The organism is Chitinophaga polysaccharea (genome assembly GCF_007829335.1).
Classification (GTDB): domain Bacteria; phylum Bacteroidota; class Bacteroidia; order Chitinophagales; family Chitinophagaceae; genus Chitinophaga; species Chitinophaga polysaccharea_B.
Window position 1 is genome coordinate 260,777 of record NZ_VIWO01000002.1, and the last position, 25,729, is coordinate 286,505.

At 48.1% G+C, this 25,729-nt stretch carries 16 protein-coding genes; 11 read left to right on the forward strand and 5 right to left on the reverse strand.

Annotated features, from left to right (window positions below; genetic code table 11):
- The first annotated feature begins 68 nt into the window (after positions 1–68).
- On the forward strand, positions 69–4,262 hold the full coding sequence (locus FHW36_RS09155) for a PKD domain-containing protein (protein WP_145666027.1): 4,194 nt from the start codon (positions 69–71) through the stop codon (positions 4,260–4,262).
- On the opposite strand, the gene FHW36_RS09160 is transcribed toward FHW36_RS09155, so the two are convergent.
- Positions 4,259–4,873, reverse strand: coding sequence for an acyltransferase (locus FHW36_RS09160; RefSeq protein WP_145666031.1), 615 nt, complete (start codon positions 4,871–4,873; stop codon positions 4,259–4,261). The genes FHW36_RS09155 and FHW36_RS09160 overlap by 4 nt on opposite strands.
- A 2-nt stretch (positions 4,874–4,875) precedes the next feature.
- Positions 4,876–6,075: a glycosyltransferase gene (locus FHW36_RS09165; protein WP_145666034.1), complete on the reverse strand. Its 1,200-nt coding sequence runs from the start codon at positions 6,073–6,075 to the stop codon at positions 4,876–4,878.
- 164 nt (positions 6,076–6,239) lie between these two features.
- Here FHW36_RS09165 and FHW36_RS09170 point away from each other — a divergent pair, with 164 nt between their 5' ends.
- The 4 genes from FHW36_RS09170 (at position 6,240) to FHW36_RS09185 (ending at position 9,878) form a co-directional block, all read left to right on the forward strand.
- Positions 6,240–7,763, forward strand: coding sequence for a bifunctional GNAT family N-acetyltransferase/carbon-nitrogen hydrolase family protein (locus FHW36_RS09170; protein WP_145666037.1), 1,524 nt, complete (start codon positions 6,240–6,242; stop codon positions 7,761–7,763).
- A gap of 119 nt (positions 7,764–7,882) precedes the next feature.
- On the forward strand, positions 7,883–8,689 hold the full coding sequence (locus FHW36_RS09175) for an FkbM family methyltransferase (RefSeq protein WP_145666039.1): 807 nt from the start codon (positions 7,883–7,885) through the stop codon (positions 8,687–8,689).
- 342 nt (positions 8,690–9,031) lie between these two features.
- Positions 9,032–9,331 carry a thiamine-binding protein gene (locus tag FHW36_RS09180; protein ID WP_145666042.1) on the forward strand — a complete coding sequence of 100 codons (300 nt, stop codon included), beginning with the start codon at positions 9,032–9,034 and terminating at the stop codon, positions 9,329–9,331.
- Positions 9,332–9,374: 43 nt separating this feature from the next.
- Positions 9,375–9,878 (forward strand): PH domain-containing protein, encoded by a 504-nt coding sequence (locus FHW36_RS09185; RefSeq protein WP_145666045.1) that lies wholly within the window; start codon positions 9,375–9,377, stop codon positions 9,876–9,878.
- 96 nt (positions 9,879–9,974) lie between these two features.
- On the opposite strand, the gene FHW36_RS09190 is transcribed toward FHW36_RS09185, so the two are convergent.
- The gene (locus FHW36_RS09190; RefSeq protein WP_145666048.1) at positions 9,975–11,213 is read right to left on the reverse strand and encodes a nucleoside recognition domain-containing protein; all 1,239 of its coding nucleotides are present in this window, start codon (positions 11,211–11,213) and stop codon (positions 9,975–9,977) included.
- 66 nt (positions 11,214–11,279) lie between these two features.
- Between FHW36_RS09190 and ychF the strand changes: the two genes are divergently transcribed.
- From ychF to FHW36_RS09210, 4 genes are all read left to right on the forward strand, one after another.
- The gene (gene ychF / locus FHW36_RS09195; protein ID WP_145666051.1) at positions 11,280–12,383 is read left to right on the forward strand and encodes a redox-regulated ATPase YchF; all 1,104 of its coding nucleotides are present in this window, start codon (positions 11,280–11,282) and stop codon (positions 12,381–12,383) included.
- Between the two features lie 206 nt (positions 12,384–12,589).
- Positions 12,590–15,919 (forward strand): HEAT repeat domain-containing protein, encoded by a 3,330-nt coding sequence (locus FHW36_RS09200; RefSeq protein WP_145666057.1) that lies wholly within the window; start codon positions 12,590–12,592, stop codon positions 15,917–15,919.
- Positions 15,920–15,934: 15 nt separating this feature from the next.
- Positions 15,935–17,575: an SWIM zinc finger family protein gene (locus tag FHW36_RS09205; protein ID WP_145666059.1), complete on the forward strand. Its 1,641-nt coding sequence runs from the start codon at positions 15,935–15,937 to the stop codon at positions 17,573–17,575.
- Positions 17,576–18,044: 469 nt separating this feature from the next.
- Positions 18,045–19,652, forward strand: coding sequence for a reverse transcriptase family protein (locus FHW36_RS09210; RefSeq protein ID WP_145666062.1), 1,608 nt, complete (start codon positions 18,045–18,047; stop codon positions 19,650–19,652).
- An 89-nt stretch (positions 19,653–19,741) separates the two neighbouring features.
- On the opposite strand, the gene FHW36_RS09215 is transcribed toward FHW36_RS09210, so the two are convergent.
- Together FHW36_RS09215 and metX are read right to left on the reverse strand one after the other, a co-directional pair.
- Positions 19,742–22,606 carry a TonB-dependent receptor gene (locus FHW36_RS09215; RefSeq protein WP_145666064.1) on the reverse strand — a complete coding sequence of 955 codons (2,865 nt, stop codon included), beginning with the start codon at positions 22,604–22,606 and terminating at the stop codon, positions 19,742–19,744.
- Positions 22,607–22,796: 190 nt separating this feature from the next.
- Positions 22,797–23,837: a homoserine O-acetyltransferase MetX gene (gene metX, locus FHW36_RS09220; RefSeq protein WP_222429034.1), complete on the reverse strand. Its 1,041-nt coding sequence runs from the start codon at positions 23,835–23,837 to the stop codon at positions 22,797–22,799.
- Between the two features lie 137 nt (positions 23,838–23,974).
- Between metX and FHW36_RS09225 the strand changes: the two genes are divergently transcribed.
- Together FHW36_RS09225 and FHW36_RS09230 are read left to right on the forward strand one after the other, a co-directional pair.
- Complete coding sequence (locus FHW36_RS09225; RefSeq protein ID WP_145666067.1) at positions 23,975–24,394, forward strand: OsmC family protein; 420 nt, start codon at positions 23,975–23,977, stop codon at positions 24,392–24,394.
- Positions 24,395–24,414: 20 nt separating this feature from the next.
- Entirely contained in the window at positions 24,415–25,605 is a 1,191-nt protein-coding gene (locus tag FHW36_RS09230) for an O-succinylhomoserine sulfhydrylase (RefSeq protein WP_145666070.1), read from the forward strand.
- Positions 25,606–25,729: the final 124 nt, after the last annotated feature.

A 25,729-nucleotide genomic window follows, 5' to 3' on the forward strand; every position in this document is an offset into this window, starting at 1 on the left:
TTTGGGAACCTTCAAAGAGAATGACTATGAGGATAGAATTTTAAAACTATTGCAAGCCATATAATTACATGATAAACCATCTTCCCTTGCCCAGGCGCTCGTTTCGCCGCAGCATATACCGGTTAATTGCTCTTTTTCTCCTGGTGTCCTGCTTGGGATTCCTGCCTGTTTTTAGCCAGGTACAAACAGCCCGCTCATTTAGTGATCCTACCATGTCTAATATCAAGGGCTTTTATGAATACCTACCGGCGGGTTATACCCGGGGGAGCGGTAAAAAGTATCCACTCATTATGTTCTTTCATGGCGTAGGTGAACTCGCTACTAATTCGCCGTTATCAGGTGTATTGAGAAATGGTTTGCCCAGAGTGATCGATGATGGCAGGTTTCCTACCAGTTTCACTGTAAATGGTCAGCAGTACTCATTTATCGTGATCTCGCCCCAGTTTAATACCTGGCCCGGTTCAGGAGATGTAACCCTGTTTAAAAACTACCTGCTTTCAAAATATGATATCGATACCAACCGCATTTATATTACCGGCTTAAGTATGGGAGGGGGACTCACCTGGGGAACGCTTTGTGAAGATAAAACGAAAGCCGCGGCGTTTGCAGGCGCTGTAGTGGTATGCGGTATGTATCCACCTACGACTGCATTGGCAGCCGTAGTGGCAGGCAATAACACCCCCGTATGGGCCCTGCACAATAATCAGGATCCTACCGTACCTTCTCAGTATTCGATCGACTGGATAAAAGATATCAACTCGACTGTACCTGCTCCCAATCCACTGGCAAGACTCACCCTCTTCCAGGCGGCGTCGCATGATGCCTGGACTAAAGCCTACGACCCGAATTACAAAGAAGATAATAAGAACATCTATGAATGGATGCTGCAATACAGCAAATCCGATACCACCACTACTCCGTCGCCTGGCACTGCGAAACGTATTGTAGTGCCCATGACCAATACCGCCAATGGAAGAGCGGAAATGTATTACCCCAATGCTATGACAGCGTTGAATGTAAACCCGGGAGATACCTTGTGTATACCCGCGGGGGAGTACGAATATCTTCATCTGGGGAACCTGACAGGCACTCCCGATAAACCCATCGTAGTCACTAACTGCGGCGGCCAGGTAAAGCTGGGTGTCCGCAATCAGGGTACTGCGGCAGTGTTCAACTGTCCCACCTGCCGCTTCGTGGAAATCAGCGGTAGCGGCGATAAAAATTACGAATACGGATTCGATCTCAATGGTACCAATATCAATGGCCTCCCTATTTTCGGGATCACCTTTGGCCTGGGCGCTTCCGATTTTGACGTGCATCACCTGTATATCCACGATGGTAATATTCTCCTTCAGGCTAAAACACTGCAAACCTGTGCCCAGCCACAGTATTGGGAAGGTAACTTCGTGATGCAAAACGTGAAAATACATCACCTTAAATGCAGAAATGCCGCAGGGGAGGGCTTCTATATCGGTAATACCCACTATTTCTGGAACGAAGGTACCTGCACCAACATGCGCTCTCACTGGATTGAAAACCTCTGGGTATACGACAACGACCTCGAAAATATCGGGAGCGACGGGATACAGATCGCCATGGCCAAAAATGGCGACAATCGCGTGTTCAACAACCGCTTGGTCAATTATGCGATGTCTAAAAATGCCGCCCAGGGATATGGTATCCTTATTGGTTCCGGTTCGGCGCTGAAAGTTTATAATAATAATGTCTCCACAGGGTATATGCCGGCCATCGAGGTGTTCGGTTCCGGTGTCAGCGAAATTTATAACAACATCATTTCAAATATTTACTACGAAGGGATCAATGTAGCGGATAAGATCCCTGACGGTACCACCCCTGACCTGTTTCCACCGCCAACTGCCAATATCTACAACAATACGATTGTAAATACCGATAGCGGCAAGAATGCGATCAAAATATTTGCCTATCAAACCACGATTGGTCACCAGGTATATAATAATTTATTGGTAGAGAAGGGAACGCCCTATGATTATCCATCAAACGGCATGTATATCAAAGGTGCCCAACCGATTAAACTGCAGTTCGGCAACAACATTTGTTATACCGGCATGGCCACCGCCAATTTCGTAAATGGCGCTGCCGGCGACTATCACCTGTTGCCCGCATCCACAGCGGTGAATACGGGAAGAGATATGTCAGATTTCAACCTGAAAACAGATTACGATAATACTGTACGCCCGCAGGGGGGGAAATATGACGTGGGCGCCTTCGAACTGAAAGATGGCACCCCGGCGCCCCCGGTAGCCAACGCTGGCAGTGATATTACCATCACGTTACCCGTGAACTATGCCACGCTCGATGGCGCTGCATCTACCGCGGCATCAGGCAATACGCTCACCAATTATACATGGAAGAAGCTGAGCGGCCCTACCGGCGGAACCCTTGTAACGCCGGCCGCTGTTAAAACAAATGTTACGGGCCTGCTGGCAGGCACCTACGTATATACGTTAACGGTAACCGATAACAAAGGGTTGACCAGCACCGATACGATCAATGTAAAAGTAAATCCTGCGGCCAACAAACCACCGGTAGCCAATGCCGGTACCAATATCCAGGTGCAATTGCCTGTCAGCACTACCACGCTGGATGGCAGCGCCTCTACAGATGCCGACGGACAAATTACTACCTGGCTGTGGGAGAAAACCGCCGGTCCTGCTGGTGGCGACCTTGCTACCCCGGGCGCGTCCAAAACAAATGTGACCAATTTCCAGGCAGGCACTTATACTTACCGGCTGACGGTAACAGATAACAGCGGGGCTACTAACGCAGCTACTGTAACAGTAACCGTCCTGGCCGCACCGCCCAATAAACCGCCGGTAGCCAATGCTGGTACCAATATCCAGGTACAGTTGCCGCTTAATACCGCCGCCCTCGATGGCAGCGCCTCTACAGATGCCGATGGGCAAATCACCACCTGGCTATGGGAAAAAACTGCCGCTCCTGCTGGTGGCGACCTCGCTACTCCGGGCGCGTCCAAAACGAATGTGAGCAATTTACAGGAAGGTACTTATACTTATCGCTTAACCGTAACAGATAACAATGGCGCCACCAACGCGGCTACGGTAACGATTACTGTGCTGGGTGCAACAATCAATAAGCCACCGGTTGCTAATGCGGGCACCAATATCCAGGTACAGCTGCCCATCAATACCGCCGCCCTCGATGGCAGCGCTTCTACAGATGCCGATGGGCAAATCACCACCTGGCTATGGGAAAAAACTGCCGGTCCTGCTGGTGGCGACGTCGCTACTTCGGGCGCGTCAAAAACGAATGTGAGCAATTTACAGGAAGGTACTTATACTTACCGGCTGACGGTAACAGATAATGGCGGCGCCAGTGCTACGGCCACGGTAGCGATTACCGTATTGGCTGAAGTCCCCAACAAGCCACCCGTTGCCAATGCGGGCAACAATATACAGGTGCAATTACCTGTGAATACCAGTGCCCTTGATGGCAGCGCTTCTACCGACGCCGACGGACAAATCACTGCCTGGCTATGGGAGAAAACCGGGGGTCCGGCAGGAGGCGACCTGGCTACGCCGAACGTGGCTAAAACTAATGTAAGCAACTTACAGGCAGGTACATATACCTACCGCCTCACTGTAACCGATAATAAAGGCGCCAGCAGTACGGCTACAGTAAATGTGGTAGTAGCCGCCATACCCAATAAATCACCTGTTGCTGTTACCCAGGGAGATAGAAGCATAGAACTACCCATGGACGCATTGATTGCCGATGGAAGTGCCTCCTACGATCCCGATGGTAACATTGTAAAATATGAATGGTCGCAGGTAAATGGTCCGGCAACAGCACAGATACAAAGTCCGAATACTGCCCAAACCCTGATCAGGGTGACAGAAGGAGGAGAGTACCAGTTCCGTCTTACTGTAACTGATGATAAAGGAGCTACCGGCACCACCCTGTTTTCTTTAACGGTAACCGGTAATAATGACGGACACCAGGAAAACAAGGTACAGCTGTACCCGAATCCGGCGGTGCAGTATGTGCGGTTGCAAATTACCCGTAGAGGTGAGGCGCCGCTGCAGGTGAGGATTTTCGATCTGAATGGCCGTATGCAGCGTCAACTCCGGTTTACTACGCCCGGATCTTTCCTGGCTGAAATAAACATCAGTAACCTGGCCAACGGCTACTATACGGTAGATGTAAAAGCAGAAGACGGCAGCTTTAACTGGAAGGGCCGTTTTATAAAAGTAAACAATTAAATTTTTTCCCAGGTACCACTGGATGGCTGATATTGACGGATGGGGCGGGCAGGATTGCCCGCCACTATCGTATAAGGGGGAACGTTTTTGGTAACTACGCTGCCTCCCGCCACCACAGAATGGCGGCCGATAGTAACCCCTGCGGTAATCACACTGTTGGCGCCAATCCAACAGTCGGCTTCTACTACGATCTCGCCTGTACTGCAAGGTTGTTGCGCAATAGGTACATCAGGATCTGTATAGCCATGGTTTAAGCCGGATAATACTATGTTCTGCGCCAATATAACATTGTCGCCTATACGTACCGGTCCTATCAGGACGTTGCCAATACCTACCCGTACATGGTGACCAATAATTACAGCGCCCATGCCATTGTTAACCGTAGCAAAATCTTCGATGGTGGAATAGTCGCCTAGTATAAATGTGTTGAAGGGCAATACATCCATCCGGGTGCGCCGCCTGATCAGGGAACCTTTACCTTTCTTATGTATAAAAGGATTCACAAATAGCCTTACCCACGCGCGTGGACGGGCCTGGTGCCTGGGCATCAGGAGGTATAATGCCAGTTTCTTGAGACCGGGGCTCTGTTTCAGTTTTTCTTTTATGCTCATAATTAATTGCCGCTGGTAGATAATATGGCCTGGTAAATGGCCGCAACCGAATTTTCCCAGGTGTGGGTACCTGCAAAGTGTATGCGCGCTGCCGCCGTGTCGGCATTGTTTTCTTTCAAAGCCCTTTCAATCAGCAACGTATATTCGTCCGGGTGAGTAGCCAGGTACACATAGTCCCTGAATAGCTCCATCGTTTTGGTGGCGGTAGCCACCACCGGTTTACCCATCGCCAGGTATTCATCAATCTTTAAAGGATAATTACCGACCGTGACTTCATTCACCACCTGCGGGTTCAGGCAAACATCAAATGCCTGTATATACGCAGGCAGCTGGGAAATATCTTTACTGCCGGTGAAATGAACGTTGGGAAGCTGGTGTAGGGCAGAGGCTTTGAAGTCGTCGTCTTCAGGACCTACCAATACCAGCTGCCACTGTGGCCGGTCTTTCGCTATTTTCTCCAACACGGATATATCCAGGCGCAACGATTTTAAGGCGCCCACGTATCCGATGAGCGGGCCCTGACCGGTTGGAATATCCGCTGGTACGGGGTGACTACCCGCGCGGAATAATTCCAGGTTGCATCCCTGGCCCACATAATAACTATGAGGATTGTATTGTTGAAGCATCTCAGCCAGGTAGAGGGAATTGGCTACCGCCGCATCCGCCTTGGCAATATGTTGCGGCTCCAGTTGCTGGCCATGCTTCTTCCAGTAAGGTACGCCCAACAGGTAGTCCCTGCTATAGTATACATAACTGGCGGGTTGCAGCATTTCTTTCAGGTAAAATCCCCGGAAAATGTCGTTGTCATTAAACAGGATGACATCCTTGAAATTCATTTCCTGTATCGCGGCCTGGATACTGTCGGCAAACTTTCTGTTATTCCGTTTGTTAAACCACGAGAAGAGCGGCGTAAAAGGCAGCCAGTTGATGGATTCCAGCACAGCAGATGGATAATGGTTCCATAAGTTGTCGCTGATCTGCACCGTTGCCGGCACTTTTTTATCCCGGGCGTCCAGGGTATATTGTACATGAGGGTCGTCTTTCCCGTGCATAATGGTGCGCCGGTCTAGCGGAGAGTTGATATACAATACCCGGTTATGACGGGCAAATTCACGGGCAATACTTTTACAGTTGCTGCCAATTGAAGTATACCATTGCTGCAATCCAATAATGACGATATCTCTGTTTTCTATTAAAGGCACAGTAGTAAGAAGGGTATCGGTTAATGAAATAATTGTGCAGGCTTGCCACTGGGGTATGGTTAAATTATTTGAACCGTTGATTGATAATGCAAAAGTAAACGAAAATTTCTATATTATTGAACGATACACTGGGAATACCCCAATTAAGAACAGAAACGCACAATATGTCAGAAACAGTTGAAATCAGAAATTTGACAGTAGCCGATTACATGGACCTGAAAGAGTCGATGGTATCTGCCTATGCAGATATGGCAGGAAGCTATTGGAGGGAACCCACTATTCAGCGCCTCATTAAACTTTTCCCCGAAGGGCAGATTGCTGTGGCGGTAAACGGAAAGGTAGTGGGCTGTGCATTATCTATTATTGTAGACTACAGTAAATTTGGAGATAATCATACCTATGAACAGATTACAGGGTATTATACGTTTAGCACCCACACCCCCAAAGGAGATACCCTTTATGGGATAGAGGTATTTGTACACCCCGACTTCCGGGGAAAAAGATTGGCCCGCCGGCTGTACGACGCTCGTAAAAATTTGTGTGAACAGTTGAACCTGGAAGGGATTGTGGCCGGGGGACGCATTCCCAATTACGAAAAGTACGCGGATCATTTGTCGCCCAGGGAGTATATAGAGAAGGTACAGGACCGGGAAATTTACGATCCCACCCTGACCTTCCAGTTTGCCAACGACTTCACCGTGAAGAAGATATTGAAAAATTACCTGCCCAACGATGAGGCCTCTAAAGGATTTGCCACCCTTTTACAATGGTTTAATATTTATTATGAGAAAGACCAGGATACCATCCGGTATAATAAATCGACCGTCCGCATAGGACTGGTACAATGGCAAATGCGCGATTATGGTAACCTGGATGGCTTCCTGCAACAGGTGGAGTATTTTATTGACGCCGTGAGCGACTATGGATCAGATTTCGTGGTGTTCCCAGAGTTGTTTAACTCTCCTTTGATGAAGGAATTTAACCAGATGGATCCTGCTGGGGCTATCCGGGGGGTGGCTAAATATACCGAGCAGCTGCGGGAGAAGTTCCAGGAGCATGCGGTAGCCTATAATGTAAATATTATTTCGGGAAGTATGCCGATTGTGATCGACGAGGTGCTGTACAACATCTCTTATCTCTGTCGCCGCGATGGTACGTATGATCAGTATATTAAGATACATCCTACGCCCGGGGAGGTATCTGCCTGGGGGATCAAGGGAGGAAGCGAAATTAAGGTGTTTGATACCGACTGCGGAAAGGTGGGAATCCAGATCTGTTATGATGTGGAGTTTCCCGAACCCTCCCGCATCCTGGCAGAGCAGGGGATGCAGATCCTGTTTGTGCCTTTTATGACAGATACCCAGCATGCCTACAACCGGGTACGGTTCTGTGCCCAGGCCAGGGCAGTGGAAAATGAGTGTTATGTGGCGATAGCCGGTTGCGTGGGCAATCTCCCGAAGGTAAATAATATGGACTTGCAATATGCACAGTCCTGCGTATTTACCCCATCCGATTTCGACTTCCCGGTAACCGGTATCAAGGCAGAGTCGACCCCTAATACGGAGATGGTGGTGATCGCAGATGTGGATCTTGTATTGTTGAAGGAATTACATGCCTTCGGAAGTGTACAAACTAAAAAGGATATACGAAAAGACCTGTATGAAGTCAATTATAAGAGGGTGAAATAGATAGTGATAAGGGAATTTGATAGGTTATTAATAATCTTAATTTGAACGACAGCAGCTTTTACTACACTGCTTTCCGCTTACATTCTTAAGATTTATTTTAACCCGAAAACCCAACTATCATGAAAGATCACGCCTATTATCCTTCCTGGAGAAACTTATCTAAATACGGGCAATACCTGTCATATTTTGGTGAGTACATTCGCTACAACGACTGGAATTCGTTGGCCGCTTCCCTTAAGCTGGTGCTCTTTAATAAACCACCTGGAAAAAGCTGGCAGGCTACTTCCGCTATGGGACGTTTCAGGATACGCAAAGGCACTACCGATTTCCAATTTATCAACTACGCCTATGAAAGACGCGTACGTAACTACCTGAAAGAGCAGGTAGATGCAAAGGCTGTCGGTAGTTTTATTGACATTGGCGCTTGTATCGGGGAATACGATGTATGGCTGGCAGGTCAGGGCGTTCCCTGCATTGCCTTTGAACCGGTTAACTACAAAGCGGTAGAGGAAAACCTCCGGCTTAACCAGCTGGAAGGCAAGGTAAAGTTATATGCTGCCGGATTGGGGAGCCGGCGGGAGAAGGTAAATTTTGTGGTGATGGGAACAGTCACCGGGTCGAGTCATATGGACCGTGACCATAAAGACGGGGGCAATATTCCTATTGAAAGGCTGGATGATTTGGTGCCTCAGCTGGGAGTAAACCTCCAGGAACGCATTATTGTGAAGCTCGATGTGGAAGGAATGGAAACCGAAGTGCTGGAAGGCGCCCGGAATTTTATCCGGGATACCCCAGATCTTCGTATTATTTTTGAACGCTATGAAGGGGACAATACTGTAAACGATAAACTCAGTTCGATCGCCGATTTTGAGTTTACCCGGATTGACCACTATAATTACCTGGCCACCAAAAAAGCAACAGCATAGTTACCTGCAACAGGAGAGAAGAAATGTATATCAACGCAATTTTCTGTACTGAAAATTTATTTATTATTTAAAATATGAATACATTAAAATTGATATGCATAACTACGCTTTCGTTAGACCTGCGAAGAAGGAACCGAAAAATGAATGGTGTATATTGAATTGATTAGTATTATTTTATGAGATTTATATAGACTGTTACTTTAAATGAAAAAATCAGATAGATCGATAATAAATGAGAATTAATAAAAAAACCTGAAAGAAGAGACCGTTTTCTATTAAAGCAATAGTTTAGATAAACGTAATTATTATGTATAATTCAATTAATTAGGTAAATTAAGAAAAATGAATAACAAGATCAATTTAGCGCTGCAAATCATTCCTTCGGTACCTTCTGAGCAGGTTTATGCGGTCGTTGACGAAGCCATTGCAGTGATCAGGGACTCAGGTGTCAAATATCGGGTATGTCCTTTTGAAACGGTGATGGAAGGCACCTACGATGAGCTCATGGAAGTGGTGCGTAAAGCCCAGGAAGTTTGTTTTAAAGCCGGTGCATCGCAATTGCTGGTGTATGTAAAAATGCAGATAAGAAAAGACAAGGACGTTACCATGGAAGAAAAAACCGGTAAGTATGATAGCATATAACTAAATTTCTTTATCTTACCAGGCAATTAAAGGATAGGAACTTATGCGATATGCCGCCCGGTTGGACGATAACTCAAAACTTGTCACACACCTGATCATTATCATTTCATTGGTCTTTTTATTCCGGCAAATCACCGACATCTCCCAGGATACACTCAGTACCACGGTGATGTTGTTTATCCTGGTACCAGTAATCGTTATTGCCTGGTGTTTGAGCCCGCGGTATTATACGATCACTGCTACCACCATCCTTATCCGGCGGCCGTTGTTGAGCATCACCATCCGCCTGGAGGATGTGGTAAGGTTGAGAAGCATTACAGAAGAAGACCTGGGAAACAGTTCCCGCTTGTTGAATATTGGAGGTGTATTCGGATACCTGGGTACCTACCGCTCCAGCGAAATAGGGAAGTACCAGCGTTGGTGCACTAACCGGGAAGACCTGGTGCTCATTGAATCTGATAACCAGAAATGGTTGATCAGCCCTGCCGGTGCCGATGATTTTGTGAGAAGGGTAAACCAGTTGATTAACATACCTGATCAGCCATAATAACGGTATAATATTAAAGAGAGAAGGGATCATAAGTGCGGCATATGCTGCACTTATGATCCCTTCTCCCTTTATAATATTAAATATTATGTATACCTACGCGGTATGAAAAAACAGGTATCCCAGCAGGATGGCGCAGAGCATTCCAAAAAAGTCGGCAATCAGTCCCGCTGCCAGTGCATACCGGGTCTGTTTCACGTTCACAGAGCCAAAGTATACTGCCAGTACATAAAATGTAGTTTCGGTGGTGCCCTGGATAATGCTGGCCAGCTTGCCCACAAATGAATCTACACCATGGGTTTTCAGGATATCGACCATCAGGGCCCTGGCGCCGCCGCCACTCAGCGGCTTCATAAAGGCTACCGGCAGTGCAGGCACAAAATCGGTATTAAGTCCCAGCCAGGCGAAGAACAGGCCAATACCATGGGTGATATAATCCAGGCAACCCGTAGTGCGAAACACGCTAATGGCCACCAGCATACCCACCAGGTAAGGAATAATCCGGACAGATACCTGGAATCCTTCTTTAGCACCCTCTATAAAAGCATCATATACATTTATTTTTTTTACCATCCCTGCTACCAGGAAAGTAATCACTATAGTAAAGATGATAGCACCGCCTAAAGAAGCAGTCTTGGGGCCTATTTCAGCTGGAGGCAGGCTGTGTACCCAGTAATAAAGTCCCGTCATAATACCGGCAAATAACAACAGGAAGATTAGCACCGGCAATTTGAACAGGTTGATTTTCTGGAAGATGGAAACGGTAAACATTCCCATAATAAATGCGATAAAGGTAGAGATCAGCGTCGGAATAAAGATGTCGGCCGGGTTGGCGGCGCCTGCTGCCAGTCGCAGCGCAATCACTGAGGTAGGAATCAGCACCACGCCTGCCGTATTCAGCACGAGGAACATAATCTGTGGGTTGCTGGCCTCCTCCGGTCTCGGATTGATTTCCTGCAGTTCTTTCATGGCTTTCAACCCCATCGGCGTGGCGGCATTATCAAGACCCAACATGGTAGCGGAAAAGTTCATCATCATCGACCCCATGGCCGGATGGCCTTTAGGAACGTCAGGGAATAATTTGGAGAAGAAAGGGTTTACCAGGCGGGAAAAACGGTTGATCATGCCGGCTACTTCCCCGATGCGCATGATACCCAGCCATAAAGTCATAATACCTGCCAGGCCCAGTGAAATCTCTGCGCCGGTTTTAGCGCTGGAAAACATCCCGTTCATGATCTCCCCGAAGATGGAAGCGTCGTGCAAAACTACCGACTTGAAAACTGCTACAACAAATGCAATAAGAAAAAATCCCAGCCATACGTAGTTTAATGCCATTAGATTATTGGTTTATTCATCAACAAATAAACTAAAATAAACCTATCTTTGCGCAAATTTTAAAAAATGGCTTTGCAAGTTGGAATTGTAGGATTGCCGAATGTAGGAAAATCGACTTTATTTAATGCGGTGAGCAACAGCGCTAAAGCGCAGGCCAGCAACTACCGCTTCTGTACTATAGAACCCAACGTAGGTCAGGTAGACGTACCGGACGAGCGTATGTATAAATTGGAAGAGCTGGTAAAACCTGAAAGGGTAGTACCGACCACGATCGAGTTTGTAGATATTGCCGGCCTGGTAAAAGGCGCCAGCAAGGGTGAAGGACTGGGGAATAAATTCCTGGCTAACATCCGCGAGGTAGATGCGATCGTACACGTAATCCGCTGCTTCGAAGATGATAACATCCTCCGTGAAGAGGGCGCTATCAACCCCGTGGGAGACAAGGAAATTATTGACACCGAATTACAGCTGAAAGACCTGGAAAGCGTGGAACGTAAAGTAGCCCGCACCGAGAAAATGGCTAAAACCGGTGGAGATCCTAAAGCAAAAGTAGAATTTGAAGTCCTGAAAAGGTGCCAGGCGCACCTGGAACAGGGCCGTAATATCCGTGAACTGGGACTCAGCAAGGAAGAACGCGTTGCGATCGCCGACCTGTTCCTGCTCACTGAAAAACCAGTACTGTATGTGGCCAACGTAGACGAAGCGTCACTACATACCGGCAATAAATTTTCTGAAGCGCTGCAGGAAGGCGTAAAAGCAGAGAATGCGAAAGTTATCGTGATGAACAATACCATTGAAGCCCAGATCTCCGAAATGGAAGACCCCGCCGATAAGGAACTGTTCCTCGAAGAATATGGACTGAAAGAGCCAGGCCTGAATCGCCTGATCCGCTCTGCTTACGGACTGCTCAACCTGATCACTTACTTTACTGCCGGCGTGCAGGAAGTACGTGCCTGGACCATCCACCAGGGATGGAAAGCTCCGCAGGCGGCCAGCGTTATCCATACCGATTTCGAAAAAGGATTTATCAAGGCAGAGGTAATTGCATATGATGACTATGTGAAATATGGTTCCGAATCGGCTGCCCGCGACAACGGACGTCTGCGTATTGAAGGAAAAGAATATGTGGTGGCAGACGGAGATGTAATGCACTTCCGCTTCAACGTATAAGATACTTCATGAAAATATCCATGAGGGTTACAACAATCAAACGGGCCGGAGAAATCCGGCCCGTTGTTATGTAACGTACTAACGCCCACGCATATATCATTTTGACCTGTACATATTATATTCCCACAAAATTGCCGGTCAACGTTCGGAAATTGTAATTCTTTTATTAGCTTTAGCCCGTCTATATTTAATGTTAATGTTAGCTCATGCGAATTGTCAGGAACGTAAAACTCTTTTTCCGGGAAGGAAACTCGGATAAGACCTATGAAATTGACCTTTGTGAAGTTGGCCCGGAACAATATATTGTTAACTTCAGATACGGAAAACGTGGTGGTGCCCTGAAAGACGGCACCAAAACCGTAAGCCCCGTAGCACTCGCCGCTGCCACTACCATCTTCGATGCGCTCGAAAAGGAAAAACGAAGCAAAGGTTATTTAGGAGAACAGGAAGCTGTTCAGGATTTGACATTTGTGCCAGTAGATACTACCCAGGTGACAGATGTAAAACACCGCGCTATATTAAGGCGATTGCAAGATGCCGTGGAAGGAAAATCCAGCTACAAAACTACCTGGAGTACTTCCCGCGTGATCTGGAGAGCGGGAGAGGAGAAAATAAAAGAAGCAGTACCCTACCTTATCAAACTGGTAGAGAAAGGAGATGCCCGTCAACGTTATGCCGCTTTATGGTCGCTCGGCAAAACAGGCGACCCGGCTGCCGGCCCTGTATTGCGCTCCTATGCCGACAATAGCTCCCGCCCGTTGAACATCCGTATGCTGGCGGCCAATGGTCTCCTGCTGGTATTGCCGGCAGAAGAACGGGCCGCGCATATACAAGCATATGTACAACGGCTCCCACCTGCATTTCAAACGGCGGTGACCAATAATAATGGAGAAGAACTTTTCAACCTGCTTACCCAACAGGTAGTATCTCAGCAGCAGCTGAGTTACCCTATGCTGGAAGATCTTTTCGTGATCTCCTGGCAATACCCGGCGGTAAAACAGGTGCTGGTGACCCTCTTGTCGCGCATGCCTTTCCGGCCTTCTTTCTTCCAGCACGTCCGCCATATCTTCAAACAAGCGGAACTGAGGGATGAACATAATATCGTAGGCCTGCTGGCTACCCGCTTCGAAAGGGAAGCGCCTATGTTCAACAACCCGGGCAGCAGTACCGACTACGACGGAGAACCTTATATTCCTACCATCTATATCCCTGAGTTACAGGAATCGATGAAGGCAGATAAGGAACTGAAAAAGCCTACTTCCCGGTTGTCTTATTCCAACCGTACCCGTGCTTACCTGCATCGTCGCGTACTGCGCAACCTGCAAACATTGGGCGCCCGCGAAGATGTACAATATGTACGACTCGCCACCGCCTTATTGCTGCACTACGATGAAAGCAGGGACGCCACCAAAGAATACCAGGTACGCGATTATGCGTATATCAATAACCGTTATACATCTATTTATATCCAGTATCCCGCCAACTCACGCGCGGTATACCTGAACTATATTACCCGCGGAAATGCCTCCAATCTCCGCCTGAAACCGGATAACAGGGAATGGGTATTCCAGGAACCGGGTAACGATGGGGCACAAAGTACTGCCAAACGTACATTGGATGCCAACCCCGATACCCTCAAAAACGGGGATAAAGGTGGTTTGCTGAAAAAGCTGTTTGGTTGGCTGGGCGCCGAAAAACCATCTGTAACACCAGCGGTCCCCAAAGAATACCAGGCTACACCGCCGCCAGCACAGGCTATTGTAAGCGATGTACCTTACCTGCATCTCTGGCAACAACTGCCGCAGGCTTTTGTACAGCTGCTCATTTCCGGTCGCATGGAAGCCGTGCATATTTTTGCGATGGAGCAATTGAAAGCCCACCCCGAATATGAAAGCCTGAAAGCTAAGATGGATGAAGGCGTTATAGCCGGGCTGCTGGCCAACGCGTTCAGTATTCCTACCATGTACGGATTGGAACTGGCCAAGGAGAGATATGATCCGGCCAACCCGTCGATACCACTCCTGTTCAGCCTGATCAAAAGCCCACTAGACCTGGCCCGGATACAAGGACTGCAATGGATCAGTGAAAACCAGGCGACCTGCTTTGGCAACCTCGACTTCCTCATGCACCTGTTATTCTCACCCTATAAAGAGGTGCGTGATTTTGTACGTAAGCAATTAACACCGGAATACCTACCCGGCGACAATCCCCGTCTGTTATGCAATATGGCGATTGACGGCCTGCTGGCACTGCAGTCAGCTACTGCCGCCGGCAACGATAACCTCAACGATTCCTGCAGCATACTGGAGCAGGTTTGCCGTCAGGCACTCACGGCTACGGATATAGTTATCATCGAGAAATTACTGGGTAGCCCGGTACTGGCTTGTCACGCGTTTGCCGCGCGCCTGCTGCTCCTGAAACAAGGACACTTTAATTATGCAGAAGTATCCGACGGCTTAATCCGTGAGCTGCTGGTAAATGCCTTCCAGCCCGTAAGAACAGCCGGAATCAGTATCCTACAGGCTCTCGGTATGACCGAACTGTTGAAAAGACCCGAACTGGTACTATATATTATCACCAGTACGTACACGGATGTACGAAATGGCATACGCCCGCTGATCAGTCAGTTGGTGCAACAAGACCCACGCATGGCCGTTTACCTGGTAAATGAATTGGTACCGCTGTTGATGCGCAAGGAAACCGCTGAGGGGACGCATGCAGATATTGCCGCCCTGCTCAGCCATGAGCTGGTGAACTATTTACAGGATGTAGATACCGCTACAGCCCTGCGCCTGCTGTATTCGAATTACCGGTCGGCACAGGAATTTGGTATCGTGGTACTGGAAAAGTATATTCCTGCCGATGCGTTGACGCTGAAACAGGTCATTGCAGCCGGTAGCCATGAACTGTTGGCTGTACGCGAATGGTGTTGGCTGTTTTTTCACAGAAACGTGGCCCGTATCCGCTATGAAAGAGAAGCGGCCATGGGATTGCTGGATGCCAAATGGGAAGATACCCGCCAGATGGCCATGGAGTTTTTCCGTACCCAGTTTACCGACAAAGACTGGACGCCCGAAACCCTCGTATCGGTGGCCGACAGCGTAAGACCTGATATCCAGGCCTTTGGTAAAGAAATGCTGATGCGCTTTTTCCGGGAGGAAGATGGCCCCACTTATCTACTGAAATTAAGCCAGCACCCAAGTGTAAGTATGCAGTTATTTGCTACCAACTACCTGCAAAGCTATGCCGCCAGTAACCTGGATTACCTGCAACAACTGGAACACTATTTCAGGGTGGTACTGAGCAGGGTCAACAAAGCCCGCGCCGCGAAGGAACGAATATTTGCATTCCTGGAAGCCGAGGCGCTGAAGTCTGCCGAAGCTGCAGCATATATTGGTCATATCATTGCCCATATTTCCGCTACCGTGGCGATAGGCGATAAGGCCCGTTGTATCGATATCATGCGTAACATACAACAGCAATACCCGGTAGAATTGCCTATCCAGATTATGCCAACTGCTATCAGAGTATCTTAAAAAAGTAATCCATTTATGTTATTTAATTACAGATATAGTGGTAACTCGCAGGTGTACAGCAATGCCTCCTCTGCAGGCATTTCTTTTGCGCCGGATACCCGTCGTGACCCAACTTTCTTCGTGGGAAAGCTGCACAAAAAGATAGCTTTCCGCGAAGCCATATCCGCCCTGCATGATGTGGTGGTATCTGACTTGCGTTTTAAACCCAAAGATAAAACTGCCTATAAAGAATGGGCCGCCCAGCAGGAGTCGCTCTGGCTGGCAGAATATATGAACGGCTTCGATACGAAAGCCGCCGATGACCGTATTGCCACGCTCAAAAATCAGCTGCACGATATTTCCGCTGAACGGGATCGCGTAATGGGCCCTTTCTATAAAGCCCGCAAAACTTACTTCGATTACCTATATCAGAAGGACCGCGATGCCTGGTTTGTACTGGACCCTGTTATCAGTGTGCACCCGGATGAAATGTTCTTTGAATGTTTCAGCCAGGATGAATCGACCTATGGGAAGTTAAGCGCCAACTACAATGTATTTAAAGAGGTGAACGAGTTTGAATGTGGCACCACCAACATCGATTACTCCGCAGCTTTGTATGATGAGTTTCAGAAGATACGCGATTATAAAGAAACAGATTTCAAAATTGATCCGGGAGGGTTCCAGGTGCAAACCTCCCAGGAAGAGCTTTACCATGAGGTGAAGATCGACCTGCCAGATAGCTGGGTGAGAGGATTTTTACAGGTGAGTTCAGCTATGACGTTGCCTGCGGCTACTTTTGACCTGCATCCAATGGATGTATATAACTTCTGTTCCTGGCTCCGCCGGTTTAAAGAAAAGAAAGGGCCCCGTTCCATTCGCTTTATACTGGAACCAGGTAAACCGGTAAGGGCCATTTTTGAGCCCTGGAACCAGGAAATCGTATGTGCGAGATCGTTATATACCGGTCCGCAATCCCGCGAAATCCGCATATGGGGGAGAAGACGCCTGCTGATACTGGAAAGGCTGATTCCAATTGCCAAAAAGTTCACGGTGCATTTGACCGGCAACGGCTTACCATCTTTTTATATTGCTGACCTGGGAGATATGCAGTTTACGCTGGGACTGAGCGGATGGACTGCCAACGACTGGTCCCGCGCCGGTCAGTTTGACCTGATGGCGCCCAGGGCCATAGTCGATGACAGCGCCAAGCTAAAAGTATTTGCCGACCTCAAAACCAGGTGGATGGCCAAGCCGGAAACCATTGCGCATGCAACCAGCCTGGATAAAGCCACGGTGCTGGGTGCGCTGGGTATCTATACCCAGGCGGGCAAAGTGATCTTTGATCTGCATACCGGCTTTTACCGCTTGCGGGAACTGAGCCGGGAGCCCTTGCCATTGGACGACTTGCGGTTTTCCAACCCCGAGGAAGCTGCCGGCAATAAACTGGTGCAGGAAAAACGGGTACAGTTTACCGAAAAAGATATCCCTGGAGTAGGGCTGCAATTAACGGGTACCGTGAAGGGATCACATCGTGTATACCATCCCGTTATTACCATCGATGCAGATGAAAGATTGAGCAATGCGCATTGTGATTGCAACTTTTATGCAAGCAATAAATTATATAAAGGTCCCTGCGAACATATGCTGGGACTGCGTATCGCGCATGCGCAAAAATAAAAACAGGAAAAAAGTAAGAGAAGATTTTTTGTTTTCCGGAATAATTTTCTAACTTGCTGACTCATTAATAACAAAGATCTTTGTAAAGAGGAATTGATTGCACTTGCGCCCGAAAAGGGACGAATGATGTTTCGTCATTCAGGTATTTTGACTATACATGCTTCACTAAATGCAATCTTTACTTTGGGAGGGGCCTACCATACGCATATTTCCGGTAGAAGCCCCAGGGGCTGAAATATACGTATGGTAGGCCCCTCCCTTGAGTTGATTGATTTAGTCAATGGCTTGCACGAAGGCCTCTTCCTCTTTACAAAATTTTGTTACTCCCCGTCAGCAAGGCACTACAGCCGGTATATCTTCTCTTCATTTTCCCTGTCTTACAACTATTTTTTATTTAGTCTGAAAGTAATGTCGTTGCCTGAAACAGCATTGCTGTATATGAAAATGAATAAATACTCAACTATTTATCATGGCCGAAAGCTTAACCCGTCAACAGCTGTACGATAGAATACGTGCATCCTCTAAAGAGGAATTTATACTGGAAGAAATGATTCGCCTGGGTTTCTGGGCAAGAAATACTGCACAGCCGTCTCCCTCTGAAACGCTTATCCGCAGGGAGGGAGAGCTGCGCCGTGAACTGAATGACCTGCTGGCAGAAAAGCAACGTTATCAAAATAAAGTCAAAATGTTGGCTGACATGCGAAAAGATCGCATGGCCAAATCAAAACTGAAAATTGCAGAAACTAAAAAGCGCCGCGAGGAAGAAAGGAAAGCGAGGGCGGAAGCATGGGCTGTGGCTAAGGACCAGCAGATCCTTTACCTGGGTGAAGAAGTATCTGCGGGCCTGAACAAGGTGAATCCCGACACAGCGCAACTGGCAAAGTTCAATCTGCCGGTGTTTGCCGATGCTACTGCGTTGGCAAACGCCATGGGCATTACGTTGGGTAAACTTCGCTACCTGGCGTTCAATCGGAAAGTGGGGCATCATACTCATTACCAGCGTTTCCAGGTGCCTAAAAAATCCGGCGGTACCCGCGTGATTTCTGCACCGATGCCCCAGCTGAAAGCTGCACAGCACTGGATCCTAGAGCATATACTGTATAAAGTCAGCCACAGCAACGCCGCGCATGGTTTTGTGCCGGGAAAATCGATCGTTACCAACGCGGCGCCGCATGTAGGCCAGGATATTGTGATCAATATTGACCTCCGCGATTTCTTCCCGTCCATCGCCTATAAAAGAGTGAAAGGATTATTCTGCAAATTGGGATATGCCGAACAGGTAGCTACCATCCTGGCCCTTATTTGTACGGAACCGGAAGTAGATGAAGTGTTGCTCGATGGCCGCAAATATTATGTAGCTAAAACGGCCCGCCATCTCCCGCAGGGTGCTCCTACCAGCCCCGCACTTACCAACCTGATTTGCTTTAAGCTGGACCGGCGTTTTGCCGGTCTCGCAGAAAAATACGGTTACGCCTATACGCGGTATGCGGATGACATGACGTTTTCTGCGAAAGGAGCGGCGGCCGACAAAGCCGGACAACTCCTGCGTGCCGTGAAAATGTTTGTGAAAGAAGAGGGTTTCACCATTCACCCCGACAAGCTCCAGGTCATGCGTAAAGGTGACCGCCATACGGTAACCGGCATCGTGGTAAATGAGAAGCTGAGTATAGACCGTACTACCTTACGTAAGTTCCGCGCCTTGTTACACAACATTGAGAAAACCGGTTTGTCTGGTAAAAGATGGGGCAAAGGAAAGAATATTATCAGCAGCATAGAAGGCTATGCAAACTTTGTATACATGGTGAAACCTGAATGGGGCGCCAGGTTGAAAGAGAAGCTGGCAGCGCTGTTACAGCGACCAGATATCAAGGCAGAAGCGCATGCCATCTGGACAGGCAACAGCTCACAACCTGTTACAACAGAAGCGATATCTGCGTCTTCGCATCCTGCCGGATATACCAGTTCTGACACTACTACGCCGGCTGCTACTACCGATAGTTCCACCACTATACCAGGAAGGATAACGCCGCCGGAACCGCCTGCTGCCACAGATAAGCCCTGGTGGGATGTGGTATAAGTAATAAGCATTAAATAAAAAAGGCCCCGGTTTTTCTTCCTGTTATAGGAGAAGCGCCGGGGCCTGGTTGTTTAAACTACTAGATTTTATCAGAGGTTATACCCCAGGGAGATATACCATTGTGAACCAATGGTAGGGTTACCCCATGAAGTGGTATATTTCTTATTCAGGATATTGACACCACCCAGTTTCACGGTAGTTTTAGCTTTTGGGAAGAATTTGCTTACCATCGCATCTAATGTGCCATAGGAAGGTATTTCACTCAATCCCGCTGTATTTACAGCTGGTCCTACGAAAGTTGATTGCCATACAAATGAATCTTGCCATTTCCATAAGATATTAAAGGCGATATTGGAATTGGCTACATTTCGATTACCGAAGTTCAGGCTATAGCGGTATTTCGGTGTATTGTATTGGGGAATAAAGCTGCCCAGGTCTTTCGCATTACTCAGTTCATTGTAAGTAATGTTACCACCGGCGGTAAAGTTGAGCGGCAGGCTGTAATCGAGGCCTAATGCCCATCCCCATGATTTTACAATCTGTTGTGAGCTCACAGGAACGGAGAAGTAAGCGAAAGGCTGGGTAGGATTGGTGGTAGGTTTAGCTACTACCTGGCTGCCGTTCATATTTTTGAAATCATTTTTATAAATGTAGGCATCAATCAGCAGGCGTTTGGCGATAACTGATTTATAACCGATTTCGTATGCCTGTATTCTCTCCGGTAAAAATTCCTGGAACTGGTATTGAGCGGGATTACCTGCCAGCAGCGATTGTAAGGAGTACACTCTGCCGGTATCCAGTCCATAACGTTCACGCATAAACGGTAAACCGCCAATCAGGTGCGCCTGTGGTGTTACGAGGTCAATATACTGATCCTGGTTGGTAGGAATGCGGAAGCCTGTTTGGTAAGAGGCCCGGATATTCTGGCTTTCCAGGAAGGTGTATACGGCGGAGATACGCGGACTAAACTGGCCTTTGAAGTTCATGTTCTTATCATAGCGTACGGAGCCGGTCAGTTTAAGATGATCATCGATCAGTTTTTTCATGACTTGTACATAAGCGCCATATTCGTTGATCTTAAATTCTTTTCCGTTGTCATCCAGGGCAAACAGCGTTTTCTCTGAGTTCAGGGAATAGCGGCGATAGTTGCCACCTACCAGGATTTCAGCAAAATGTACCAGCTTGTGGAAGTTGTACATAAACTCGGCCTGGTAAAGGTTGGTTTTATCAGTGAACTTGGCGCCTACACCCTTCGCATCGCCGGGAATAGGCTTGCTCTTCACCTGGGCGGCGGCGGCGTCAAATTCAGGCGTGCCTGGTAAGAAGCGACCTTTGTCGGCCACGTCCCTCGCAGATTTAAAGAAGTTGGGTTGTTGGGCTTGCACTGCCTGCTGGGCGGCGGCTACAGCGGCTACCGGGCCTTGGGCAATGTTATCCATGATAGTTTTCTGGAAAAGGGCGCCGGCAGTGGCAGCGTAGGTACCAAAGTACTCTGTATACCATTTCTGGCTGGTCTTCCAGGCTTCGTTAATACCTGCGGCCAGTGTACCTCCTGCATAACTGTCGCCTGCTCTTTCCTGGGTCGTATATAGTCTTACGTAGAAGTCGGGACTTCTCAGTTCCACTTTATATTGACCCATATTAAAGTTCTTCAGAGAATAACGGTCGTTACCCGTATATACACTGGTACCGGAGCCGTAGCTACCTTGTATCAGGGCTTCGAGGTTTTCCGTAATCTTATAATGCAGGGCAGCATTCAATTTCAGGTTTTTTGTAGTATAGTCAACCACATCGGCTTCATTATAACCGGTACGCGTTACATTTGACATATTGGGTGCCGGCATCAGTGCGTTGTACAGCTGTGTGGGGCTCACAGCGCCGCCTAGTTGTGTAGACAGCGCTGTCATTTGTGGCATCAATGATGGCTTCAGGAAAGTGTACATGTTGACAGCGTTCTCATCGCCATAGGTGTTTACACCGTTATAGCCTTCATTATTAGCCCTGGTACCGTCCTGGAGGGTATGGCCATTGGCCAGGCTTTGATCGCGGTGGTCGTATGCCTGCCAGTCTTTCGCCTGCAGGTAGCCCACGTTTAATTTGAAGGCCCATTTATTATTGAAGGCATGTGCATAGCGAACAGATACGTCGTAGAATGGGGTAGTGGCGTCGGTACGGCCGCCGTCATTGAGCACGCCGCCTTTTACCTGCGCGCTCAGGCCCTGGTATTGGAAGGGACTTTTGCTGGTCATCAGCACAATACCGTTGAGGGCATTAGGGCCATAGAGGGCAGATGCAGCGCCCGGGATCAGTTCTACGTTGTCCAGGTCCAGCTCCGGGATACCCACCATGTTGCTCACGGCGAAGTTAAGTCCTGGCGCCTGGTTGTCCATACCGTCGTTCAGTTGCAATACGCGGGTATTACCATTGCCGTTAAAACCGCGGGTGTTAACAGATTTGAAAGTTAAGCTCTGCGAACTGGTTTCCACGCCTTTCAGGTTGGCGATGGCATCATAAAATGAGGGAGCAGGAGAGGCTTTCAATGCGCGGGCATCCAGCTTTTCGATGGATACGGGCGATTGCAGGATACTTTCCTGTACACGGCTGGCGGCTACTACCACTTCCTGTCCAAGGATTTCGGAAGTGCTAAGTTCTACCGTCACGCTTTCACTGGCGCTGCTGACTTCTTTTTCTTCCGTCTTATAGCCCACGTAGGAAAACACGAGGGTTAGCGGGAAGGAGTGGCTTGTTTTGAGTACAAAGGTTCCGGCGTTGCCTGTAATAGTTCCCGCTGAGGCGCCTTTGACGCTCACAGTCACACCGGACATGGTACGGCTGGAGCCTTTTTCCTTTACAACCCCATTAATTGTGGCCATGGTTTGCGCCGAAACTACCTGGGTTAGGGATAGCAAAAGCAATAGCACACCGGAGAAGGACTTGATGAACGTGCTTTTCATAGAGTGGATTTTAAACAGATTTAGATTCGGTTTAATTTAAATATAGGGAAAAAAGCACAAAGCAAAAAAAAGCTGAAGGAACGCGCGGGGAAACTAAAAAGCGTTTACTACAAATGATCAGTGTGGGCGGTATTCCCCTGTCGACTCTCTGTTGTAAACGCTGTATGGTGCAGGGTTTCCGGGGACGCTGTTAGCGTCCCATCCAGTCCCAGAGTATATTGCCGATCTTTTCAAATTCTATGAGGAAACCATCATGACCATACGAAGAGTCAATTTCATGATAAGTTGCCTGTGGAAGATGGGCTGCCATGAATTGTTGTTCTTCCGGCGGGCAGAGAATATCGCTACTGATGCCAATTAGCAGGGTACGTTGCCGGATATGCGACAGGGAAGCGGTAATATGTTCATGTCGTCCACGGGCTATGTTATGGCTATCCATAGCTTTGGTGAGCAACCAGTACGACTGCGCATTGAAGCGTTTCACCAGCTTGTCGCCCTGGTAGTTGATATAAGAGGAGGCACGGAAATGATCTGTTTTTTCTTTGTCTTCGTCAGACTGGGCGCGCACAAAGGTTTGATAATTTCGATAGGTGAGCATACCGATGGCCCTGGCGGCTTTGAGGCCCCTGGAGCCGGCGCTGTGGCAGTCCTGTTGCCAGGTATCGTCTGCCTCTATAGCCAGTCGTTGGGCGGTATGAATAGCAATACCCCAGGCACTTTCCGCCGCGCCGGTGCACAGCAGGAAAAGCTGGTCTATCACAGCGGGTTCGGTTAATGCCCATTCCAGCGCCTGGTAACCGCCCATGGAGCCGCCGATCAGCAAATGAATACGGGGCACCTGTAAATGAGCTCTCAACAGGATATGCGCTTGTACCATATCGCGGATGGTAACAGTAGGAAAGCTATGATACCAGGGCTTGCCGGTGTCGGGGTTGATGGTATGCGGCCCGCTGCTGCCGTAACAGGAGCCGATAATGTTGGCACAAACAATAAAGTGCCTGGAAGGATCTATCACCTTCCCTGCGCCTATCAGGCCGGTCCACCAATCTGCCACATCGCTGTTGGCCGTTAATGCATGACATACCCATACTACATTACTGCCATCTTCATTCATGGTACCGTAGGTATGATACGCGATGTGCAATTCTGGTAATACCTGGCCGGACTCCAACCGGAACGCTGCTTTACTGTGAAATACCTTTACCGACAATGCTTCTTTAAATTTGCGCAAAACTACAATATTGGAATTAAAAATTACAATTACAATTACAGCGGCAGATTTACGGGAAGGCCCCGCGTATGGGTGTTATTCGTAATTCGTAATTCATGATTGTTTTATTTTATCTTTGTTGAAGAAAAATAATAACCATGAAGATAGCATTACAAAGAATAGACGACGGATTCAACATGGAAGCGGTAGACGAAGGCGGTCACAAAGTACTGATGGACTCTTCCCTGGAAAATGGCGGAAAAAACAACGGGGTACGACCCATGCAGATGGTGATCATGGGCCTGGGTGGTTGTTCTGCCATTGATGTGATGATGATCCTGAAGAAACAGCGCCAGGACGTACAGGATTTCCGTATTGAAATTGAGGCTGAAAGAGAAAAAGGCAAAGAGCCTTCGCTGTGGGAAACCGCTCACCTGGTGTTTCACCTGAAAGGCAATATAGACCCGGATAAAGCGGCACGCGCCGTGGAATTGTCGATGAACAAGTATTGTTCTGTAGCAGAAACGCTGCGCCAGGGACATACCAAACTGACCTGGGAAGTGAAATTGAACGCGTAAAAGCTGTAATTACCATATCCATGAACAAAGACAGACATCAATACCAACCGGATACCAATGCTGTAAGAATCCAGATTCCGAGAACAGACCAGATGGAGCATGCATCTCCTATGTTCCTTACTTCCAGTTTCTGTTTTGATAATGCAGAAGAAATGCGGGCTACGTTTGCCGATGAAACGGATTTCAATATCTATAGCCGTTTCAGCAATCCCAACGTAGACGAATTTGTACAGAAGATGTGCGCCCTCGAAGGAGGAGAAGCTGGTTATGCCACCGCCTCTGGTATGAGCGCTATCTTTGCCAGCTTTATGGCCCTGCTGAAAGCAGGTGATCACCTGCTCTCTGCCCGTTCTATCTTTGGCTCTACACATACAGTGATCACGAAGTTCCTGCCCAAATGGGGCATCACCACTTCCTATTTCGATATTACAGATGATCCGGCCTCTATTGCGGCGATGATCAAGCCCAATACCCGGATGATTTTCCTGGAAACACCTTCCAACCCTGGACTGGAGATTATTGATATTGAGATGTTGTCCCGTATTGCGAAGGAACATAAGGTAATACTGAATGTAGACAATGCTTTTGCTACCCCCGTGTTGCAAAAGCCACTGGCCCACGGCGCTGACCTGGTTACCCATTCTGCCACCAAGTGGATAGACGGGCAAGGGCGCGTATTAGGCGGTGTAGTGGTAGGAAAGAAAGAACTGATCAAAGAAATATATACCTTCTGCCGCAGCACCGGGCCCTCTATGTCGCCTTTCAACGCATGGGTGTTGAGTAAAAGCCTGGAAACCCTGTTTGTGCGCATGGAACGCCATTCAGACAGTGCGCTGAAGCTGGCTAAAGCCCTGGAAAACAATCCTCATCTGTCGCTAGTGAAGTATCCGTTTTTACCCAGCCACCCGCAATATGCCATTGCGCAAAAGCAGATGAGTGGAGGAGGAGGTATTGTGTGCTTTGAGCTGAAAGGCGGCTTACAGCAAGGGGTACGTTTCCTGGACGCCTTACAGTTGCTGTCGCTCACCGCTAATTTGGGCGATAGTCGTAGTATTGCTTCACATCCGGCCAGCACTACGCACGCCAAACTGAGCGAAGAAGAACGAGCCATTGCCGGTATTACGCCGGGATTGATCCGCATTTCAGTGGGATTGGAGAATATTAAGGATATTCTCGAAGATATTGAACAGGCGCTGGAGAAAAGCAAATAAGCCTAAAGCATAGAGTAAAAATCAAAAAGCTATTGTGGAGAATGATCAAAGCGATTTTTAATACCGCTAAGGTCATTCTCCACAATAGCTTTTTGCTTTAGGCTTTATGCTCTCCTTTAAGCTT